Raw genomic sequence first — 18,108 nt, 5'->3', positions numbered from 1 at the left:
GCAGCTCCTGCGGCTGGGCGTGCCGGGAGGCCACGGGCTGCCCGTCGCCGTCGGAGTGTGTGCCGGACTGGGTGGTGGACAGCCCCCAGGCTCCCAGCGTCGAGCCGCGGCCATGGCCCCAGCCCGTAGGGCAGCGGCCAAGCCGGCGACGACGTGCTCATGATGCAGGTGCCGACCCAGCAGCAGCACCTCGATCAGTGCCCGGGTGCCGTCTCGCTCACCATGCAACTTCTTGGCCTGGTCCCACCAGGCGTCATGGACGGGGGTGAACTTGCCAGCCGATCGGGCCTGTTCGAGAGCAGTGGAGCCGGGAAAGGCTCCGGGCTTGCGGACGAGCGCCTCCAGATAGTGGTCCAGCTCCAGGCGGACGGCGCCTTTGGCGATGAGCCTCTCGTGCCGGGCGACTTCCACGTTCCTGTCCTAAACCACCAGGTGAGAAGCGTGCAGCACGACGCGGACACGTTTCCCGATCAGCCTGATCGGGACCGAGTAGCGGTTGGTGCGGACCGGGATCTGGCCGTAGCGGTCGACCCTCGGTGTGAACAGTCGGCCCGTCTCAAACGGTTCGTCGGGCAGCGGCCGCTGCAGCGGCTGTTCCAGCGCGAAGCACTCTGCAACCGTCTTGGATCTTGCCCCGATGCGGCGGGCGTCGTCCTGTCGGTCCTACTGCTCAACCGGCTGAGGCGAAGACGCGGTGGACGGCCTTGCCCGAATACGACAGGCGGAAGGAGAACAGGTAACAGGTCACCAGCTCGCCGCCAGCCGCACCGTCACGTGGCCGAAGTCGACCTCTGCCTCATGCCCAGGCTGGTGGGTCTGCGTAACGAAAGCCTCCAGCGGCGCCTGGCCGGACTCCACCAGAATCTCCGGTTTCCGGCCGGAGACGTAGTAGCGGACCATCCCGTAGGAGACGTCCGCCCCGTGCTCCTCGCAGGTTTCCGCGCGGATCAGCGATCACCTGCACATTCGTCCCGTGCCGGTAATGCTTGCAGGTGATAGCCCAGGGGCGTTGCGACGTGCTTGACGGACTGCCCCATGCGCAGGCTCCGAATCAGACCGGCACGCCGTAGTGCTGCGGCGGTCCGACTTGCTGCGGCGTTCGACACGCCGAGGAGTGAGGCCAATTGTCGTCCGGTGATTCCTCCGGACATGACGATCGCCTCTAACGTTTCCGCTCTGATGGCGCCCAACAGGGAACGAAGCTCCTGCAGTTGGCCCGGCTCGGCTCGTGGAGCAGCTCCAGCGGGGATCCGGAGGGTCAGGTGATCGCTGGCGGGCTCGGCCAGGGACACCCGTCGGCTGAGCGCTACTGCCTGGATCTGAAGCGAACGTTCACCGAGTTCAAAGTCCGCCTCGAAGACCGTCGGCACCTCCAGGACGCCGCGGCGGAGCCTGATTTCGTGTCCGAGGCGATGGAGCATCGCCGAGGCTCCGCTGCCGACGTAGACGTGCGACAGGCCAGCCGCACGGGCCGCGACCGCCGAGCGGATGCCCGAGCGGTGCGGTTCGACGGCGGTGCTGCGCAGCTGGTCGATGACCTTGGCCAGGACGCTGTGGGCCCGATCGTCTCCCTCGGCGAGGGCTTTGGTGAATGGCGTGGGACCGCGGCGCGCGAACAAGTGGGAGAGGTACAGGGGCTGACGCCCTCTGAGAGATCTGGCGCGGCGCTGCGCGAGTAGAGCTGTACCAGCGGTTCGTAGGGCCGTCCGCGGTGGGCATGGGCTACCCCGGCCGCCGTCAGTTCAGCGTCGAAGTCGGGGAGGGCGCAGATCCTGACGTTGCCTAGGCCCTCGGACCCGAGATGAATGCGTATCAAGGTCGCCCCCACATGGTCTTGACGTCCTCATCAAGGCCTTTGCGCGTGCATGACGAAAGCTACCCGGGTCCGGACGCGACCGGAACGATGGGGGACAGGAAGCAGGACAGGCGAGGAGAAAGGGGAGGATCACGAGGCCGGCGTGAGCGGAGACGAGGCAACACAGGTCTTGAGTCCGATCCGCCCCTCGGCGACATCAGTCGGCGCTGTAACTGGTCTCGGCCCGTACCCGGCACACCTGGCTTCGGATGCACGAACACATCGGCTGCAGGAGGAAAAGCGAAATTCTGGAAAACACTCAGAGCGGCACTGGTAACTGCCGCACTGTCCAGCAGCATGCTCTTCAGCATGGGGCACAACCGGCTCATGCGGCATCGCTCGTGTGTACCGGCGGCGACGGCTGCAGCCACCAGACGCTGATCCGCTTCGACGACACCGACTACGATGCCACTCACGAGTGGTGGGGGCCGTTCACCGTACTGAAGATGCAGACCGACGGGAACTTGGTGTTGTACTGCCAGGGCCAGGGTTCGACAAAGCCAGTGTGGTCCAGCGGCACAAACACCATATATCCCGGCTTGTCTGATGCTCTGTTCCAGAGCAGCGGAAACCTCTCCCTCTGGCGCACCTACGGAACTGTGGACAGGCATGCCACATGGGTGTCCAAAACCGACGGCCACGCCGGCAACCTGGCCATTGTCCAGGCGGACGGGAACTTCGTGATCTGGAGCTCCACAGGCCAGGCGCTCTGGGCATCGAACACCTACCATCAATGCCCTGGAACCCAGGGATACTGGACCGGCTACCGGTGATGCATGTCGCCTCGGGGCAGGGCCGTTTCACGTTCCGGTTGGTGGTGTGATTTCGCTGGCCACGGAGTCATGACGACCTGGTGCTGACCGCTACGAACGCAACGGGGCTCCCCTTGGGGACGGATGGCCTGGGCAAGTCGCTGTCCAGAACCGGAGCCTCGATGTGTCGTGGTGTCCACCAGAGGATTCGCGAGCTTGTCCACCCGTCCGGCGTCGACGTGTCCAGCTCCGCCCTTCGCCTCCTGTCCGTCCGTCGGTGGCAGCATCGACGTGCTCTCGGCACCCGGTGGCGCCGCCGGAGCACCGGCCGACAGGCCCTGCTCACCCTCGCCCACCTCCGCTCCGGGCGTACCCGTGCCCAGCTCGCGGCCGGGTTTGGCGTCGCAACGACGACCGTCCACCGCCATGGCACCGAGGCCGTCGCATTCCTGGCCGACCTCGCACCCACCCTCGCCGAAGCCGTACGGACCGCCTCCGCAAGGGCGTTCGTGATCCTGGACGGGACACTTCTGCCGATCGACCGGGCATCAGGGCAGCCCGTGAACACGGCATCGTTGACGCCCTCACCGACGCGGGCATCAACTGCTGGGCCGACAAGGGCCACCAGGGCGCAGGCGGCACGGTCACGGTCTCCTACCGCGGCCGCTGGGAGAACGCTCTCCGCAGGTCGGCAGGCCGTCAATCGGGCTCATGCAAAGATCCGTGCACTCGTCGAGCAGGCCGTCGCCACCCTCAAGACCTGGCGCCTCCTCCGCTGGCTGCGATGCTCCACGACCCGCATCACCCGGCTCGTTCAAGCCGTCCTCCCCCTTCATCTCGCCGGCTCAGAGTGAGGCTGGAAAGGGCTCACAGAGTGGAGCAGCGCGAAGGCCGTGGTTGTGAGTCGTGCGACGGATGGCCGGGTGGTGTGAGCCGCGGATGGCTCGCCGTGGCTGCGGACAGACGCCAACACCTGTACTGACCGGGCTTCCTCCGAACTAGCCGTCCGCCTCCCGCCAGGCACTATTCGGTAGGCGGTTCGCCCCGGACTGTCGGCTGTTCGGGCTCCGTCAGCGGGCCGGCCGGCCTTGACGCAGCGATGGCGCCGGACACCCCGCTGGGGGAGGGATCAGTTCTCGCTTGCGCCCCGGGCCCTGTGCGCCGGAGCCAGGATCAGCCACGTGCGGCCGTAACACCGTCCTCCTTGTGAGCGGCGCTCGACTCAACGGCAGAGACACTCCCGTTCCGGGCGCGCGGCTCCTTCTTCGAACTCATCAGGGTTGCAGCCGCGGAGGCGCCGGCGACTGCCGCGATGCCGAGCCATTGCGGCCAGCGAAGGTGCTGTCCCAGGACGGCCAGGCCGAACACGGCTCCGGCGGCTGGTTCCAGGCTGGTGAGGACGCCGAAGACCCGGGGCGGGATCCGGCGCAGTGCTTCGAGATTGAGGGAGTAGGGCAGGACGCTGGAGGCGACCGCGACCACTGCAGCCACCCACAACACGTGCGGATCCAGTAGCGCTGTTCCACCGTGCAGGATGCCGTACGGTGCGCTCACCAAGGCGGCCCAGGTGAAGACGACCGCCAGTCCCTGGCCTCCGTCGGTCAGCCTGGCCATGCGGGCGGAGACGAGGATGTATCCGGCCCAGCAGCAGGCCGCCAGGGCGGCCAGGACGATGCCGCCCGGTGGCAGGGAGGCGGTGCCGCCTCCGCTCAGCAGTGCCACGCCGCCTGCCGCCACGCAGGCCGGCACCAGGTCGGCCAGGCGCCGGGAAGCGGCCAGGGCGATGGTGAAGGGGCCGAGGAACTCGATCGTGGCGACGACGCCGAGCGGGACGTTGGTTTCCACCGCCGCGAAGAACGCGATGTGATGGCCGGCCAGCAGGGTGCCCGCGCCGAGCATGGTCGGCCAGGCTCCCTTCATCCGGTTCAGAGCCGCGCGCCGCGGCCGCCACATCACGCACAGCAGTACGCTCGCGATCAGCAGGCGCAGGAACACCACTCCGGCGGAACCCACCTGGGGATACACACGGGGAGCGAGTGCCGCGCCGAACTGGATCCCGCAGACCCCGGCCAGGACCAGGCAGGGGGCCGGCACCTTGCCCGCCACGGCCGAAATTCCTTGGGGCGCACTGCTGAGTTGCATCGTTTTCGTCCATGATCGAGGGCTCTGGAGGCGTGGCACGTCAGGAGCCGGTGTGCGGTACCGGGCGCGGCTGGAGTGCCTGCCGCGCTCTGGTCGGGGGGTGTACGTCTCAGGCGACGTGCAGCAGGAGCTTGCCGGTGGAGGTACGGCCGGCCATGAGGCGGTGGGCCTCGGCTGCGTCCTGCAGCGGGAATTCCGCGGTGACGGGCAGGGACACGGTCCCTTCGGCGACGGTGCGCAGCGCGCGGGCGGTCAGCTCGCGCAGTGCGTTTGGTGCCGTGCCGGCCAGGGCCAGGACGGAGAAACCGCTGATGGACAGGGAGCGGGTGGCAAGGTCGGCCTGTCCGGCGTGCCATGGGTCGGCGCCGCTCGCGTTGCCGAAGGAGACGAGGCGTCCGAAGACGGCCAGCGCTTCCAGTCCGCGGCGCAGTGTGTCTCCACCGGCCGGGTCGAGAACCAGGTCGACGCCCCTGCCGCCGGTGGCACGGCGTACGTCCTGGTCGAAAGTGTCGGCCAAGAACACGTCGTCGTATCCGTGCGCGCGGGCGTACTCGGCCTTGGCCTTGCTGGAGGTCACCCCGTACACGGCGCCGGCGCCCGCCGCGCGGGCCAGTTGCCCCACCGCCGTGCCGATACCGCCGGCAGCGCCCTGCACGAGGACGCTCTCCCCGGCCTGCAGCCGGCCCACCTCGTGGACCAGGGCGTGAGCGGTCGGCAGCACCGTCGGCACGGTTGCCGCGGTGCGCAGGTCCACGCCGCCGGGCGGCACGAACACGGCCGCGGCTTCGGCGATGACCACGTCGGCGTATCCGCCACCCTGTACGAGTCCGGCGACCTCCTGCCCCTCCCGGAGCCCCGTCACGCCCTCGCCGACGGCCCGGATGCGCCCGGACACCTCCAGGCCAGGACGGTGGGGCAGCGAGGCGACCCGGTACCCCTCGGCCCGGGCCTTGAGGTCGGCGAAGTTGACGCCCGCCCACGCGACGTCGATGGACACCTGCCCCGCGCCGGGCCCTGGAACCTCGGCCTCGACGAGACGCAGCACGTCGGGGCCACCGTACTCCTGGAACTCGACCGCACGCATACGCAGAACCACCTCTCCCGAGAGTGTTCGACGGGAAGTGAACACTCGCACTGTATGATGTTCATCGAACACTCCGCAAAAGACAACGCCGGAGAGGAGAGCGATGACGGACAAGACGCCGGGCAAGAGCCACCGGCCGGTACCCGTTTTCACGCACCCCGACGAGGTCCCGCTGCTGACCGCGCTGACCGCACTCGCCGACCCGGTCCGCATCCAGCTGGTGCGCACACTGGCCGACCATCCCGACTGGTCCCTGAGCTGCAGCAACTTCGACGTTCCCGTCGGCCGGGCGGCCAAGAGCCACCACTTCTCGGTCCTGCGCGCTGCCGGGCTGGTCGAACAGCGCGACGACGGACCCAAACGACTCAACCGGCTGCGGAGGGAAGAGTTCGACGCCCGCTTCCCCGGCCTGCTCGATCTCACACTCCGCGACGACAAAGCCTCCTGACACCCGCCAGCACGCCTGTCGGGTAGTCCGCGGCCCCGCCACAGCCCGACTCCGGCGGCCGACGGGACCGAACGGTAGGCACGTCACAGCCGCCGGACCAGTCGGCCCTGTTCATGACCGACAGCCCAGGACGGTGACGTCGCTCGCGGCGCTGTGTGCATGTGTACCGGCACGAGCCCACCCAGTCCGCCCGCCGCTACGTGTGCGACCGCGCCAGTGATCGCGGCGACGGCGGGTGTCGGCGCTCGGCAAAGAGACCGAGCGTGTTCTCCCCTGCGAGCGCCAGGGCTTGAACCAGCCCTGTCGACAGATCGCGCCCCATGTCCTGCTTCCCGGCCGGTACCTCCTCAGGCGCCAGCGCCCTCCCGGCCGTGGCGAGCAGGGAAGAGTTCCGGGAGGGCGGACCCACCCGGCGCGACCGGGATCCTGCGCCGGTCCGCCCTGACCAAGGCCGAGGCGCAGACCGCCGAGGAGCTCATGAGCACGCCTGCCATACGGTCCGCCCCGACGTCACGTTGGCCCGGGCAGTCCGGATCATGGCAAAGAAGCACGTCAAACGGCTGCCCGTGGTCGATGACGAGGAAAGGCCGACGGGCGTCGTCGGCCGAGGCGACCTGTTGAAGGTCTTCCTGCGGTCGGACGAGGACATCGAGGAGGAAGTCCGCCGTACCGTGATCTCCTGCCTCTTCCCCACCGTCGGCCACGCCATCCACGTGTTCGTGCAGGACGGGGTCGTCACGCTCCGCGGCCGCGTCCCCGACACCTCGCTCATCTGGGTCGCCGAGCGGCTGGTCCACGCTGTGGAAGGCGTGGTGGCCGTCGAGGCACGGCTCGGTGCCGAGGACGCCGCCCCGGACGCAGCCGAGACCACGCCGTGAGCAGAGGCCGCCACAGCGCTCTACCGTGCACCGACGTCTACTGATCGCCCGGAGTGATGCGACGGCCCGTGAGACTCCTGGGCCGGATCGACATCCACATCTCGCGTTCACCGCCGGCCCATGGCGTGGTGTACGCGTGTTGGACGAGCCTGCGCACGGCGTCGGGATCGGTCACGACGCTCGCACGGCCGACGGCGAGCACGCTCCAGCCCTGGCTCAGAGCCTCGTCCACGTGGTCCACCTCGAAGGCGACTTCCGTTTCCAGAGCTGCGGCGGCCATGGAGTCGGGCGCAGTCCGGAAGACGATGGCTTCATCGACCACGTCGTAGTTGACGGGGACGACTGCCGGGCGGCCGTCGGGCGCCGACACTGCGATGCGGCCGACACCGTGCGTGGAGAGCAGAGCGCGGCATTCGTCCGGGGCGAGGTCTCGCAACTGCGGGTGCTGCAGTGCCCGACCTTGGCCGGGCGGGACATCCATGCCTGCGCCGAGCAGCGCGGCGGCTGTGGTGCCCAATACGTCCGCCAGCCTGATGAGAGCCGTCATCGTGGGGTCGGCGGGGTGCTCCTCCAGGTATGCCAGGTAGCGGGGCGACATGCGGGCGCGGCGGGCCGTTTCCTCCAGAGCAAGCTCCTTTCTGCGGCGTTCGACGCCCACGCGGCGGCCGATGTCGCCGGGGTCGGCCCTCCCGGTCGGAGAATCGGCGGCGGGCACAGCCTCCGCCTGACCCGCGCCCGGCCCTGTCCCAGTGGTGGTCCCGGGCTGTCCGTGCTCGAGATGGCGGACGTGCGCGTCGGGCCCGGGAAAGACCAGCGTCACTTCGTCCGTGTCCGACCAGCGCACGTCGTAGGGAGGGGTTCCGTCCTCGTGGTGGAGCCCGACGATCTCGCCGTCGCGCTTGGCGCCGCCGGTCGTCGCACTTTCGATGACGAGTTGGTCGCCGAGGTGAGCTCGCATGATCGCCGCCCTCTGCTCAATATGGTGCTGTATTCCAACCTGCCACGCGGGACACACCGCCGCATTGGACGAGAACCCGTATCCGCGAGGCGGGCGGCCCGTATCCGGGAGGCGACATGCATAACCGGACGGTCGAGGAACTCATGACCCGGGACGACGCCCGCCGTTCCTGATGGCCCGTCTTGAATGCCCCGGTTTCACGGGGGCCGTCCAACAGGCTCACGGATGCTCGGCCGGAGGCCGACCATGCCTTGGATGTCGTTTCCGGCAGCGTTCAGCAGCTGGTGGGCGAGGTCGTGCATGGCCCGGCCCGCCGCGAGTTCGTCGCCGATCTCCGGCACGTTCGTGTCCGCCGGATGGCAGTGCGCGGTGCCGTCGCCGGTGAGCTCCGTGGTGCCGGTGTCCAGGATGACGTGTGCCTTCGTCGTTCCGTCGTCGTCTTCAAAGAGGTGGAGACGTACCGTCCACTCGGCCGTGTGTGACATTGCCATCCTCCTCACTCCGGTCTGTCGGTCAGCGGCGGAAACGCCCGGACCACAGCGGCTCCACCTGGTCCCATTCCCTCTCCCACTGCGCGTACCTTCTCCGGTTCAGCGATACGCGCACGGCTGCTCGTGCCGCGTAGCTCCCGGCGACCGTACCGAGTGCCGCCATACCGCCCACGAACCAGCCGTCGGCCTTCGCGCCGACCGCGTTCATCGGCGGACTGGTGATGGTCCCGTCCCGGTCCACCCACACCCGCACGATCGTGTTCTTGGGCGTTCCCGGCTCCACGAGGGTGGTTCCCGTGCGCACGACGCCGTTCCGCTCGGTCCAGCGGATCTGCGCCGGTTGTTGCGACACACGGGTGTTGCCCAGCACGTCGGACGTCAGTCGGGCGGTGACCGCGTGTCGCTCCGCAGCCTGGGCACGCATGGTGCGCATGGACGCCCCGTACGCGGTCAGCCCCGCGCTGAGCGCGGCCACCGGCAGTCCGAGGACGAGGAACAGCACCAGCACCTGGCGGAACCATGATTCGACCCTGTCGGACGTACGCCTCAGCGGGTTCACCTCATGTGCCGGGGCTCCCTTGCGCGGCAGGGGCGGACCGGATGCGGACGGCGAGCCATGTGTGCTCATGACGCGGCCTCCAGCACGTTGCTGGTCGGTTCCCCCGCCGCGTCCACGATCGAACACCGGTGGACATCGGTCACGGGGCCGAAAGTCCCTGTGGACCGGCGTCCGGCCCCGAGGGGCGGCAGTCGTCAGGGGCCGGCTCAGCCGGCGGCGGTCATATGTGAGGCACGACCGCGGTGGGACAAGGCGCGTGGTGCAGCAGCGCATGACTGATCAGGCCCAGTTGCAGGCCCCGGTGCACGAGGCGCGGGCGGGCGCCGACGATCAGAAGGTCCGCCCCCGAGGCCGCCTCCAGCAGCGCCTGGCGCGCCGGTGCCTCGATCAGCCGCCGTTCGACCAGGGCGTCGCCGTAGCGCTCCGTGAGCCCGCGCAGAGCGTCGTCGAGCACCTGGGCAGGCGGGCGGACGTGCGCCTCCAGCGGCCACGACGGGTCTTCAGGCGCACCGAAAGCATCGGACGGTGCACTCCAGACGTGTACTGCCGCCAGCCGGCAGCGCCGCGCCTGGGCCTCGCGGAACGCGAATTCCAGGGCCGTGCCGCTGCTCTCCTCGTCCTTGATGCCGACGACGATGGTCCCGAACCGCCCGTCCCTGTGGGCCACTTCGCCGCGGATCACGACGACCGGGCAGTCGGCCCGCGCGGCCACGGCGAGACTGACAGACCCCAGGAGCATGTCGTCGAGGTCTCCGAGTCCTCTGGACCCGAGCACCAGCGCGAAGGTGTTGCGCCCCTTGCCGATCAGGGCGGAGGCCGCTTCCTCGTGCGACACCTCGCTCGACAGCAGCACCGTGGGAGCGACCTTCCTTGCCTGTTCCGATGCCACGGCGATCACGTCCGGCGGTTCGTGGTTTTCGGACGCCGCGTACAGGATGTGGAGCGGCACCCCGTGCCGGACCGCCTCGTCGGCGGCCCAGTCGACCGCCTCCAGGCTCGCTTCGGATCCGTCGACGCCGACCACCACGGGAATCGTCACCGTCGCTGTCTCCTCTCGCGTCGGATTCCACCGCTCCGGCCCCTCCTCCACCGGTCCGCATGCGCCGCGGAGGGGGTCGGAGCGATCCTCGAATGAGAGAACGCACCGCGATCGGCGTATGAGCGATGTCCGGACCAGTCACTCGATCGGACTCGTCCACCGTCATTCCAGCTTCGTACGAGACGGAGGCCGCCGCCATGCAACAAGCCGTCACCGTGGGCCTCGATGGTTCACCCGAGAGCCTTGCCGCCGCCCGCTGGGCCGCCGACGAGGCAGAGAAGCGCAAGCTCACCTTGCGCCTGCAGCACGCGTGGCCGCTGCTGGCGCCGGAGCCCGCCCGCGTCACCGCAGAGGTCGATCAGAACTACTGGGCGAAGCGTCTCGTCCACACGGCGCGAGCAGAGCTCCAGGGGCGCCACCCGGGCCTCTCCATCGTCGGGAACCTGGTGGCCGACGACGCTCAGAACGCTCTGCTCCAAGCGGCGTCGGAGTCGGAGATGATGGTGCTTGGTTCGCGTGGTCTGGAACCCGTCGAGAGCTATTTCCTGGGCGATGTCAGCATGCCCGTCGTGGCACGGGCGGAGCGGCCGGTGGTGCTCGTCCGCGCCGAACCTCGGGAGCATGGATCGCCCCCGACACCCGTGGGCCCTGTGGTCGTGGCCCTGAAACTGCACGGATCCTCCGACGCGCTTCTCGACTTCGCCATTCACACCGCTGCGGCCAGGGGCGTTCCTCTCCTGGCCGTCCACGGGCGAAGCGTGCCGCTCCATGCACGGGTGCCCTGGGGCGTGGACCACGAGGTCACCGAGGAGATGTCGCGGGATGCGTACCAGCGGCTGAGTGAGGCGCTGCACCTGTGGCGAGAGAAGTACCCGCGGGTGGACGTGTCCGACAGTGTCCGTCTGGACAGCCCCTCCAAGGCCGTCGTACAGGCTGCCGAAGGCGCCGTGCTGCTGGTCGTGGGGCGTCGCCGGCATCGGCATGGTACTGCGCCCCACCTGGGCCCCGTGGCGCAGGCTGCCATACATCACGGGCGCTGCCCCGTCGCTGTCGTCCCTCATGACTGAGCCCGGCCTCCAGGGGACATCGGCGGCGCCGATGCCTTCGGCCGATGCGTCCGCGCTCCGGTCCGGTGCCCGGCACGAGGGCGGGCCGCTGCCCCGCGCAGAGGTGTTCGAGACGCACACCGCCATCGTGTTCTTCGTCCGCGACCGCGCCTACAAGGTCAAGAAACCGGTCGATCTCGAGTTCCTGGACTACACCACGGTGGCGACTCGCCGGGCTGCGTGCGAGCGCGAAGTCGCGCTCAACCGCCGCTTCGCCCCCGACGTCTACCTGGGGCTGGGCGAGTTCCGCAGCCCGGACGAGAAGGCGCCCGAACCCCTCGTGGTGATGCGCCGCATGCCGGCGGACCGCCGCCTCTCTCACCTGGTACGGCAAGGAGACGCCGTCGACGACGTCCTCCGGGCCCTCGCCCGGCACCTCGCCGCCTGGCACGCGGATGCGCCCCGCGGCCGTGACGTGGACGACCAAGGCACGCGGGATGCGCTCTCGTCGCGTTGGGAGGCCGGCTTCGCACAGGTGCGCGCCCTGGCCGCCGAGGGTTTCGTCCTCGAGGGGGTGACCGAGGTAGAGCGGCTGGTGCGCCGCTACCTCGGCGGCCGCAAGCGGCTGTTCGACTCCCGTATCGAGCAGGGACGGGTGGTCGACGGCCACGGCGACCTGCTCACCGAGGACATCTTCTGCCTCGACGACGGCCCTCGCGTCCTGGACTGCCTGGAGTTCGACGACCGTCTCCGCTATGTCGACGGCCTGGACGACGCCGCCTTCCTCGCCATGGACCTGGAACGGCTCGGCGCCCCGGACGCGGCCGCGTACTTCCTCGCCCGGTACAGCGAGTACTCCGGTGATCCCGCGCCCTCGTCCCTGTGGCACCACTACGTCGCCTACCGTGCCTTCGTCCGCGCCAAGGTCTCCCTGATCCAGGCCCGGCAGGGCGCGCCCGGTGCGGAAGCGGCGTCACGGCGGCTGGCCTCGACGGCGCTGCGCCACCTGCGCACATCTGCCGTCTCGCTCACCCTGGTCGGTGGACTGCCCGGCAGCGGGAAGTCCACCCTTTCCGGAGCGCTGGCCGACCGGCTGGGGGTCACCCTGCTCAGCAGCGACCGCCTCCGCAAGGAACTGGCCGGCATCCCCGCGGAGCAGTCTGCTGCGGCCGGCTACGGCGAGGGCCTGTACACGACGGAGTGGACGGCCAGAACCTATGCCGCCCTCCTCGATCGCGCAGCCGCCCTGATGTCCTGCGGCGAGTCCGTCGTCCTGGACGCCACGTGGTCCGACGCGGGACAGCGTGAGGCGGCCCTGCGCGTGGCCGAACGCACCGGTGCCGATCTGGTGGCCCTTCACTGCCAGGTGCCGGACGACGTGTCGGCGGCCCGACTGACCACGCGTGCCGTCGGCCCGTCCGATGCCGGCCCCGACATCGCCGCCGCCATGGCGGCCAGGGAAGCGCCCTGGCCCGAAGCCGTCGCAGTCGACACCAGTGGCCCCCTGCAGTCGGCTGTCGCCCGCGCGCTGACAGCTGTACGCCCATGGGGCATCGGCCAGGCCCCGGTCTTCCGTCGCCCCTACATGGAGCCGGACTGAGCGGGGAGGCAGCCGTGTTGCCCGGGAGCACCGCGAGGGTGACCGTGGACGTGGGGAACGAGGGAGTGAGTACCGCGCCGCGTACGGCGAGGTCGCGGTCGGTGACGATGCCGCAGAGCGTCCCGTTCTCGAGAACGAGGACGGAGCCGACGGCGGCCCCGGTCATCCGCCGGGGCACCTCCAGCAGGGAGACATGAGGCGGAACGGACACCGGCGGCGCGGGCATGACCTCGGAGACCTTCCTGCGACCGGACCCGCCTCAGGTGATGTCGAGCAGGTCGGCCACCGGTCGCCGCGGGCTCGCGGGGCCTTCGGGGCCGTACCCGAGGCGGAGCACCATCTGCACGTGGGCCATGGCCGAGACGGGGTCGCGAGCCACCCATCGGAGCTCCGGCCATTCCAAGGGCTGGGAAGTCATCGAGGCGACCAGCCCGTCCGTGGTGGCCTGGAGCAGGACCCGCTCCAGTGCCTGGCCTGCGAGCAGCCAGTCCGCCGGCCCCTCGCGGGCCGTGCCCAGCAGAGCGATGTGCGGGTGTTTCTCGAAGGACGCCCAGCCACGTCCCGGCATCGGCCGCCCGACGGCGAAGTCACGCACAGATGCCCCGGTGCCGCGTGGGCGGGGGCCGAACGCCTCGGCGGGGATGCCGTCGGGCGCCCCCACGACGTCCGACGGTTCCGTCCGCGCCCACTGCGCCGTTTCACCGAGGAGGCCAGGGTCCAGCGCCTGCTCGCCCTCGGCGTCCCGCACCAGTTCCAAGATCGACTCAACGTGCCAGGCGCCCGGGAACAACAGCTGGGCTCCCTCGGCCTGGGCGGCGTCGCGCAGTCGCCCCACCACGTCGATCGGGATGTCCTCGTCGAGGAAGGGGAAACGGCTGGAATGGCGGCGAATGATCGCCGGGTGCAATCGGGCAAGCGTCTCGTCGGGTGACACGGAGCCACGCAGGCCCACCTCGGCGAGCAGCTCCGCGTCGCCCGGGTCGGGCAACAGCCGTACGACCGGCGCCAGCCGCGCTGCTGCTGCGGCCACCCGCAGGTTGAAGAGCGCGGCGCCGCAGCCGAGGTACAGGCCTCGCTTGTCCGGGTCGCTGCGTGGCAGGCTTCGCTCCAGGTCGGCGTACAGGCGCAGGACGGCGCTGTCTGGCAGGAAGCGGAACCTCCAGGGTTGCGCGTTGTGCAGCGAAGGTGCCGCACCGGCATCCGCCACGAGCGCGGAGACGGCGTTCACGTCCAAGGGGTGTGCAGTCACCGGTGGCTCCCTTCTCTGCAGGGGCGCGGCGCCCCGGCATTACGTCGGCCTCGCCGGAACGGCGATCACGGGCAGCGGGAGTGCCGCAGCACTCCTTGACCGACCGAGCCCAGCAGCATGCCGGTGAAGCCTCCGTGACTGGCGGTGGTGCGCAGCGGTGCCGCCGATCTCATGGAAGACCCGGCGTGGTCAGCACTCCAGGGGCCATTGGTCCTCGCCTCGTTCCCCGTCGGCCCACCGCGGCACCCTTCACGACGGTCCGGCGGACAGCGCCGAGGAGGGGGGCGTAGCCGTGCTGGAGACAGCGGCGAGGCGGCCAGGCCGGAACCGTGCCTCGATGTCTGCCCGTACCTCGGCCGTCAGCTCCTCCAGAACCCGGGAGGTTTTCGGGTGGACCGGCTCGGGGATCGTGGATCCGGCGCGCCGGCTGTGCGGCGGTCCTGTCCGACGACCGTTGCGCATCACGGTGCGCAACGGGGGCGGTGCCGCGTCCGGCGGTTCCTCGCGCCGGCGGCGGCCAGGACGCAACGGGCTGCCTTGGACGCCACCACCGTCTGGTGGCAGAGCTGGTTCCGCAGGTATGTCTCGACGAGCCGGGCCTGCGGCAGCCGGGCGGTCACCTCCAGCAGTGGCTCACCGGAGAACACCACATGGCCCTCCGGGACGGCACGCCCTCACCTTCGAAGGCGAGGCCGAGGAGCGGTTCGAGGTCCTGTACCGAGCGGTGCGGCGCGGCCGAGAACTCCTTGACGTCCTCCCGCTCCACACGGTAGTCGGCCAGGAGGTCCAGGGCCGGTTCCAGTCCCGCGGCGACCAGGAAGCCCCGGCCGGGCGAAAGGTCACGGACGAGGAGGCTGAAGGTGGCCGGGGCCCGCATGTCCTCCCGGAGGTAGGACAAGGCCATGGTCACTTCGTAGAGATCGGTGGTGGTGACGTCGGACATGACGATCGCCGCCGGATGTGGTCGTCCCTTCTCCACCGGTCTGAACGCGCATGCCCGGAAGGAAAGGGACTTCAGGGACCCCCGACATGGGCTGTTCGGCCTCAGCGTTGCGGGCCCGTGCACGCTGGACTGGACGTGTCGGCAGGCTAGGCGACAGCCGAGGAGGTACGGCGATGGCCACACTGACACGCAGGCAGAGGTTCGCGTTCCCGGAGATGCCGGACTGGTTCGAGAACCTTCCGGCGCGGTTCGCGATGCCCACGATGGGTGACCTGTACACGGTCCGCATCGAGGACTACATGGAGGACGACCGCTATGTGATGCGGGCGGAGCTTCCCGGCATGGTCCCCGAGGACATCGACGTGTCCATCGGTGACGGGGTACTCACCGTCCAGGCCGAACGCACCGAGAAGGACATCACGAAGGAACACAGCGAGTTCCGTTACGGCGCGATGAGCCGCAGTGTGACGCTGCCGCCGGGCGCCGACGAGGACGACGTCACGGCCGATTACAGCGACGGCATGCTCACCGTCAGCATCGGCCTGGGCGCCGAGAAGCCGGAGGCCAAGCACGTCGAGATCAAGCACGGCAAATGACGACAGTCGATGGAATGTGGCGGGCCCCAGCACAGGCCCGCCACCGGCGTGGGCTCTTCGGGCCGCCCTCATCGGGCACCGTGAGAGGCAGCCCAGCGGCGTTGCACTGCTTCCTCGTGTTCGGCCTCCGCCAACGCCGGCTCCATCGCCGCCAGTTCCCGTTGCAGCCGAGGGATCCAGTGTCGGCGCAGGGCGCGAACCCGCTGCCGGGTTCGTGTGGCTTCGCCGGCGAGCAGTTCGGCGGCTGCTACGTGAGCGGTGTGCTCCGCGGCGGCGCGGACCGCGGCACAGTAGGCCGTCTCGGCGTGGGCGAGCGCGGTGTCGGGCGGTGTCGGCTCCGCCGGGGAGCGGACGGGCGCCGTCCAGGCCACGGCCGCGGGAGGGCGTACGCCCGTCAGCGCGGCCCACGGGACGTCGATGTGTGCTCGGTCCGCGGGCGCGGCTTGGGCCAGCGCCTGTTCGCCGCCGAGCAGCACCCCGCGCACCAGCCAAGTGTCGGCGTCGGCCAGGTCTTCCCGCCACACTGAGCCTGCTTCCTCGGCTGCCCGTCGCTCCGCGCGCTCCCCGTCCAGCAGCAGCCGGAGTTTGCGTTCCAGCAGATCTGCTCGGCGCGGCGCGGTGGCGACGTTACGGCGAAGTCGCAGCCGTCCCGCCCGTCCCGGCGGCACCCGCCGCCCGCGCGTGCTCACGTCGGCCCCTCGTCCTACGGCGGGGCGTGGGCGTCGAGCAGGTCCGCCGGGATCATGCCGAGCTGGCTGCGCGGCAGGGTCAGCAGCACTTCCCACGCCCGGTCCAGGGACTCTTCCAACGAACGGTTCTCGTCCGTGCCCTGGGCCAGGAACCGGCTCCGGAAGGCATCCCCCAGATCCAGGTGGCGCAGGTCGGTCGGGCTGAGCGCCGACGGCCCGATCAGGTCGGCGAGTTCACCCACCTGCCGGGACCGGGCCAGCGCGGCGATCAGTTGCGCGGCCACGGCCGGATGGTCCGTCCGGGTCCGGCCCGGTCCCGCACCCTTGCGCATCAGACGCGACAGTGAGGCCAGCGGATCGACGGGCGGATAGGTGCCTGCCGCGTGCACCTCGGCGGACAGCACGATCTGACCCTCCGTGATGTAACCGGTGAGGTCCGGAACGGGATGGGTGATGTCGCCCGCCGGCATGGTGAGCACCGGCAGCACGGTCACTGACCCCGGGCGGCCCCTGATCCTCCCGCAGCGCTCGTACAGGGACGCGAGGTCGCTGTAGAGGTAGCCCGGGTACGCCCGGCGGGCCGGGATCTCTCTCCCCCCCCCGCGCGGCGGACACCTCACGCAGCGCCTCGGCATAGGCCGTCATGTCCGTCATCACCACAAGGACGTGACGCCCCCTGGCGAACGCCAGGTGCTCGGCGACGGTCAGGGCGAGACGGGGGGTCGGCAACCGTTCGATCACCGGGTCGTCGGCCGTGTTGCCGAGGAGGGCCAGTTCCCGCGCGGCGGAGCGGGCGGCCAGCCCGTCACGGACGAACGCCGCGTCGGCGTGCGTGAGTCCCATGCCGGCGAACACGACGGCGAACGGCTCTGCGCCGCACGTCGCCCGGGCCGCGATCTGTACGGCCAGCTCCAGGTGCGGGAGCCCGGCCGACGAGAACACCGGCAGCTTCTGGCCCCGCACCAGCGTGGTGAGCACGTCCACGGCGCCCACTCCCGTGAGCACCGGCTCGTTCGGCGGTTCCCGGCGCACCGGGTCGACGGGTGTGCCGCCGACGGCGGAGTAGGTGTCGCTCAGCACCGGTGGCCCACCGTCGGCCGGCTCACCGCGCCCGTTGCACACACGCCCCAGCCATCCGGCGCCGACCGGTGTCCGCAGGGGTGTGCCCGAGAAGGCGACGCCTGTGCCGGTCCGGTCCATGCCCGGCCGTGTCCTCGAGGACCTGCACCACCGCGCGATCCCGGTTCACCTCCAGGGCCAGCCCGTGCCGTCGCTCACCGGAGTCGAGGAGGATCGTGGCGAACTCTTCCCAGCCGACCCCGCTCACGCCTTCGACGACCACGAGTGGGCCGCGCAGTTCCCTTACGGCCGTGTACTCGATGTCGGCGAGGCCGCTCAGGCCGCCCCCTCGAGCCGGGCCAGCACCGTGTCCCGCGCAGCCGTCACGGGAGCGGTCTCCGCCGGGCCGGCCGCTTCACGCGCTCGCAGCAGGGGGGAAGTCGACCGCCTCGACGGCATCCGCCTGGGTGCCGGTGTCCGTCATTTCGAGACAGCGGTCGATCACTGTCAGCACGGCCTCCACGAGCGCCGTGGTTTTCTCGGGGCTGCTGTCTTCGAGGCGTCCGGTCACCGGCCCGGACGCGCCGGAAGGCTGCGCGAGCGGCGGATGCACAGCGAGGCCCGCGGCCCGCCGGCCGACCGAGGCGACGGTGTGGGTCATGACATCGCTGACGATGTACGGGGTGCCGTACATGGTTGCCCCCTATGGTCCTCGGCGGG

19 protein-coding genes and 5 pseudogenes are annotated in these 18,108 nt (G+C 70.2%); 7 read left to right on the top strand and 17 right to left on the bottom strand.

Going from position 1 to position 18,108, the window contains the following annotated elements; translation table 11 throughout:
* From AB0H32_RS38575 to AB0H32_RS38565, 3 genes and pseudogenes are all read right to left on the bottom strand, one after another.
* Positions 1–411: pseudogene (locus AB0H32_RS38575) on the bottom strand (IS21 family transposase); the annotation flags it as partial.
* Between the two features lie 333 nt (positions 412–744).
* Entirely contained in the window at positions 745–900 is a 156-nt protein-coding gene (locus AB0H32_RS38570; RefSeq protein WP_361131093.1) for a hypothetical protein, read from the bottom strand.
* A 47-nt stretch (positions 901–947) separates the two neighbouring features.
* Positions 948–1,619 carry an ArsR family transcriptional regulator gene (locus AB0H32_RS38565; RefSeq protein ID WP_361131091.1) on the bottom strand — a complete coding sequence of 224 codons (672 nt, stop codon included), beginning with the start codon at positions 1,617–1,619 and terminating at the stop codon, positions 948–950.
* Between the two features lie 445 nt (positions 1,620–2,064).
* On the opposite strand from AB0H32_RS38565, the gene AB0H32_RS38560 reads away from it, so the two are divergent.
* Both AB0H32_RS38560 and AB0H32_RS38555 read left to right on the top strand, forming a co-directional pair.
* Positions 2,065–2,628 carry a hypothetical protein gene (locus tag AB0H32_RS38560; protein ID WP_361131089.1) on the top strand — a complete coding sequence of 188 codons (564 nt, stop codon included), beginning with the start codon at positions 2,065–2,067 and terminating at the stop codon, positions 2,626–2,628.
* Between the two features lie 161 nt (positions 2,629–2,789).
* Positions 2,790–3,461: pseudogene (locus AB0H32_RS38555) on the top strand (transposase family protein).
* Between the two features lie 319 nt (positions 3,462–3,780).
* On the opposite strand, the gene AB0H32_RS38550 reads toward AB0H32_RS38555, so the two are convergent.
* Both AB0H32_RS38550 and AB0H32_RS38545 read right to left on the bottom strand, forming a co-directional pair.
* Complete coding sequence (locus AB0H32_RS38550) at positions 3,781–4,713, bottom strand: EamA family transporter (RefSeq protein ID WP_361131086.1); 933 nt, start codon at positions 4,711–4,713, stop codon at positions 3,781–3,783.
* 145 nt (positions 4,714–4,858) lie between these two features.
* Entirely contained in the window at positions 4,859–5,833 is a 975-nt protein-coding gene (locus AB0H32_RS38545; protein ID WP_361131084.1) for a zinc-binding dehydrogenase, read from the bottom strand.
* A gap of 103 nt (positions 5,834–5,936) precedes the next feature.
* On the opposite strand from AB0H32_RS38545, the gene AB0H32_RS38540 reads away from it, so the two are divergent.
* Positions 5,937–6,281, top strand: coding sequence for a helix-turn-helix transcriptional regulator (locus AB0H32_RS38540; RefSeq protein ID WP_361131082.1), 345 nt, complete (start codon positions 5,937–5,939; stop codon positions 6,279–6,281).
* Between the two features lie 536 nt (positions 6,282–6,817).
* Positions 6,818–7,159 carry a BON domain-containing protein gene (locus AB0H32_RS38535; protein ID WP_361131080.1) on the top strand — a complete coding sequence of 114 codons (342 nt, stop codon included), beginning with the start codon at positions 6,818–6,820 and terminating at the stop codon, positions 7,157–7,159.
* A 37-nt stretch (positions 7,160–7,196) separates the two neighbouring features.
* Here the strand turns inward: AB0H32_RS38535 and AB0H32_RS38530 are convergent, their stop codons facing one another.
* From AB0H32_RS38530 to AB0H32_RS38515, 4 genes are all read right to left on the bottom strand, one after another.
* Positions 7,197–8,117 carry a pyridoxamine 5'-phosphate oxidase family protein gene (locus AB0H32_RS38530; protein ID WP_361131078.1) on the bottom strand — a complete coding sequence of 307 codons (921 nt, stop codon included), beginning with the start codon at positions 8,115–8,117 and terminating at the stop codon, positions 7,197–7,199.
* A gap of 197 nt (positions 8,118–8,314) precedes the next feature.
* On the bottom strand, positions 8,315–8,602 hold the full coding sequence (locus tag AB0H32_RS38525) for a DUF1876 domain-containing protein (RefSeq protein WP_361131077.1): 288 nt from the start codon (positions 8,600–8,602) through the stop codon (positions 8,315–8,317).
* 28 nt (positions 8,603–8,630) lie between these two features.
* A complete protein-coding gene (locus AB0H32_RS38520) occupies positions 8,631–9,236 on the bottom strand; it encodes a hypothetical protein (protein ID WP_361131074.1) in 606 nt (201 codons plus the stop codon).
* Between the two features lie 151 nt (positions 9,237–9,387).
* A complete protein-coding gene (locus AB0H32_RS38515) occupies positions 9,388–10,206 on the bottom strand; it encodes a universal stress protein (RefSeq protein WP_361131072.1) in 819 nt (272 codons plus the stop codon).
* Positions 10,207–10,403: 197 nt separating this feature from the next.
* Between AB0H32_RS38515 and AB0H32_RS38510 the strand changes: the two genes are divergently transcribed.
* Positions 10,404–11,273, top strand: coding sequence for a universal stress protein (locus AB0H32_RS38510; protein ID WP_361131069.1), 870 nt, complete (start codon positions 10,404–10,406; stop codon positions 11,271–11,273).
* A gap of 103 nt (positions 11,274–11,376) precedes the next feature.
* Entirely contained in the window at positions 11,377–12,852 is a 1,476-nt protein-coding gene (locus AB0H32_RS38505) for an AAA family ATPase (RefSeq protein ID WP_361131095.1), read from the top strand.
* A gap of 97 nt (positions 12,853–12,949) precedes the next feature.
* Here AB0H32_RS38505 and AB0H32_RS38500 read toward each other — a convergent pair.
* From AB0H32_RS38500 to AB0H32_RS38490, 3 genes and pseudogenes are all read right to left on the bottom strand, one after another.
* Positions 12,950–13,078 (bottom strand): annotated as a pseudogene (locus AB0H32_RS38500) (CBS domain-containing protein); the annotation flags it as partial.
* Between the two features lie 33 nt (positions 13,079–13,111).
* On the bottom strand, positions 13,112–14,101 hold the full coding sequence (locus AB0H32_RS38495; protein ID WP_361131068.1) for a nitroreductase: 990 nt from the start codon (positions 14,099–14,101) through the stop codon (positions 13,112–13,114).
* A gap of 506 nt (positions 14,102–14,607) precedes the next feature.
* Positions 14,608–15,044: pseudogene (locus AB0H32_RS38490) on the bottom strand (nicotinate phosphoribosyltransferase); the annotation flags it as partial.
* A 173-nt stretch (positions 15,045–15,217) separates the two neighbouring features.
* Between AB0H32_RS38490 and AB0H32_RS38485 the strand changes: the two are divergent.
* Complete coding sequence (locus AB0H32_RS38485) at positions 15,218–15,640, top strand: Hsp20/alpha crystallin family protein (RefSeq protein WP_361131065.1); 423 nt, start codon at positions 15,218–15,220, stop codon at positions 15,638–15,640.
* Positions 15,641–15,708: 68 nt separating this feature from the next.
* Here AB0H32_RS38485 and AB0H32_RS38480 read toward each other — a convergent pair whose 3' ends face one another.
* The 5 genes and pseudogenes from AB0H32_RS38480 to AB0H32_RS38460 all read right to left on the bottom strand — a co-directional run bounded on the left by AB0H32_RS38480 (position 15,709) and on the right by AB0H32_RS38460 (position 18,082).
* Entirely contained in the window at positions 15,709–16,329 is a 621-nt protein-coding gene (locus AB0H32_RS38480) for a V-type ATP synthase subunit D (RefSeq protein WP_361131062.1), read from the bottom strand.
* 14 nt (positions 16,330–16,343) lie between these two features.
* Positions 16,344–16,964, bottom strand: a complete 621-nt coding sequence (locus AB0H32_RS38475) for a hypothetical protein (RefSeq protein WP_361131059.1) — start codon at positions 16,962–16,964, stop codon at positions 16,344–16,346.
* Between the two features lie 25 nt (positions 16,965–16,989).
* Positions 16,990–17,529: pseudogene (locus tag AB0H32_RS38470) on the bottom strand (V-type ATP synthase subunit B); the annotation flags it as partial.
* The gene (locus AB0H32_RS38465; RefSeq protein ID WP_361131056.1) at positions 17,432–17,656 is read right to left on the bottom strand and encodes a hypothetical protein; all 225 of its coding nucleotides are present in this window, start codon (positions 17,654–17,656) and stop codon (positions 17,432–17,434) included. The pseudogene AB0H32_RS38470 and the gene AB0H32_RS38465, both read right to left, overlap by 98 nt.
* Positions 17,657–17,803: 147 nt before the next feature.
* On the bottom strand, positions 17,804–18,082 hold the full coding sequence (locus AB0H32_RS38460) for a hypothetical protein (protein WP_361131053.1): 279 nt from the start codon (positions 18,080–18,082) through the stop codon (positions 17,804–17,806).
* Positions 18,083–18,108 lie beyond the last annotated feature (26 nt).

This window comes from Streptomyces sp. NPDC020362 (genome assembly GCF_040642095.1).
Taxonomy (GTDB): Bacteria; Actinomycetota; Actinomycetes; order Streptomycetales; family Streptomycetaceae; genus Streptomyces.
The sequence above is the reverse complement of the archived record's forward strand: the minus strand, read 5'-3'. Positions and strand labels throughout refer to the sequence as shown.

Excerpts from the sequence above, each read along its gene's own strand:
- AB0H32_RS38570 (WP_361131093.1), bottom strand. The coding sequence starts at position 900 with ATGGTCCGCTACTACGTCTCCGGCCGGAAACCGGAGATTCTGGTGGAG.
- AB0H32_RS38560 (WP_361131089.1), top strand. The coding sequence starts at position 2,065 with ATGCACGAACACATCGGCTGCAGGAGGAAAAGCGAAATTCTGGAAAAC.
- AB0H32_RS38545 (WP_361131084.1), bottom strand. The coding sequence starts at position 5,833 with ATGCGTGCGGTCGAGTTCCAGGAGTACGGTGGCCCCGACGTGCTGCGT.
- AB0H32_RS38540 (WP_361131082.1), top strand. The coding sequence starts at position 5,937 with ATGACGGACAAGACGCCGGGCAAGAGCCACCGGCCGGTACCCGTTTTC.
- AB0H32_RS38535 (WP_361131080.1), top strand. The coding sequence starts at position 6,818 with ATGGCAAAGAAGCACGTCAAACGGCTGCCCGTGGTCGATGACGAGGAA.
- AB0H32_RS38530 (WP_361131078.1), bottom strand. The coding sequence starts at position 8,117 with ATGCGAGCTCACCTCGGCGACCAACTCGTCATCGAAAGTGCGACGACC.
- AB0H32_RS38525 (WP_361131077.1), bottom strand. The coding sequence starts at position 8,602 with ATGTCACACACGGCCGAGTGGACGGTACGTCTCCACCTCTTTGAAGAC.
- AB0H32_RS38520 (WP_361131074.1), bottom strand. The coding sequence starts at position 9,236 with ATGAGCACACATGGCTCGCCGTCCGCATCCGGTCCGCCCCTGCCGCGC.
- AB0H32_RS38510 (WP_361131069.1), top strand. The coding sequence starts at position 10,404 with ATGCAACAAGCCGTCACCGTGGGCCTCGATGGTTCACCCGAGAGCCTT.
- AB0H32_RS38485 (WP_361131065.1), top strand. The coding sequence starts at position 15,218 with ATGGCCACACTGACACGCAGGCAGAGGTTCGCGTTCCCGGAGATGCCG.
- AB0H32_RS38475 (WP_361131059.1), bottom strand. The coding sequence starts at position 16,964 with ATGCCGAGGCGCTGCGTGAGGTGTCCGCCGCGCGGGGGGGGGAGAGAG.
- AB0H32_RS38460 (WP_361131053.1), bottom strand. The coding sequence starts at position 18,082 with ATGTACGGCACCCCGTACATCGTCAGCGATGTCATGACCCACACCGTC.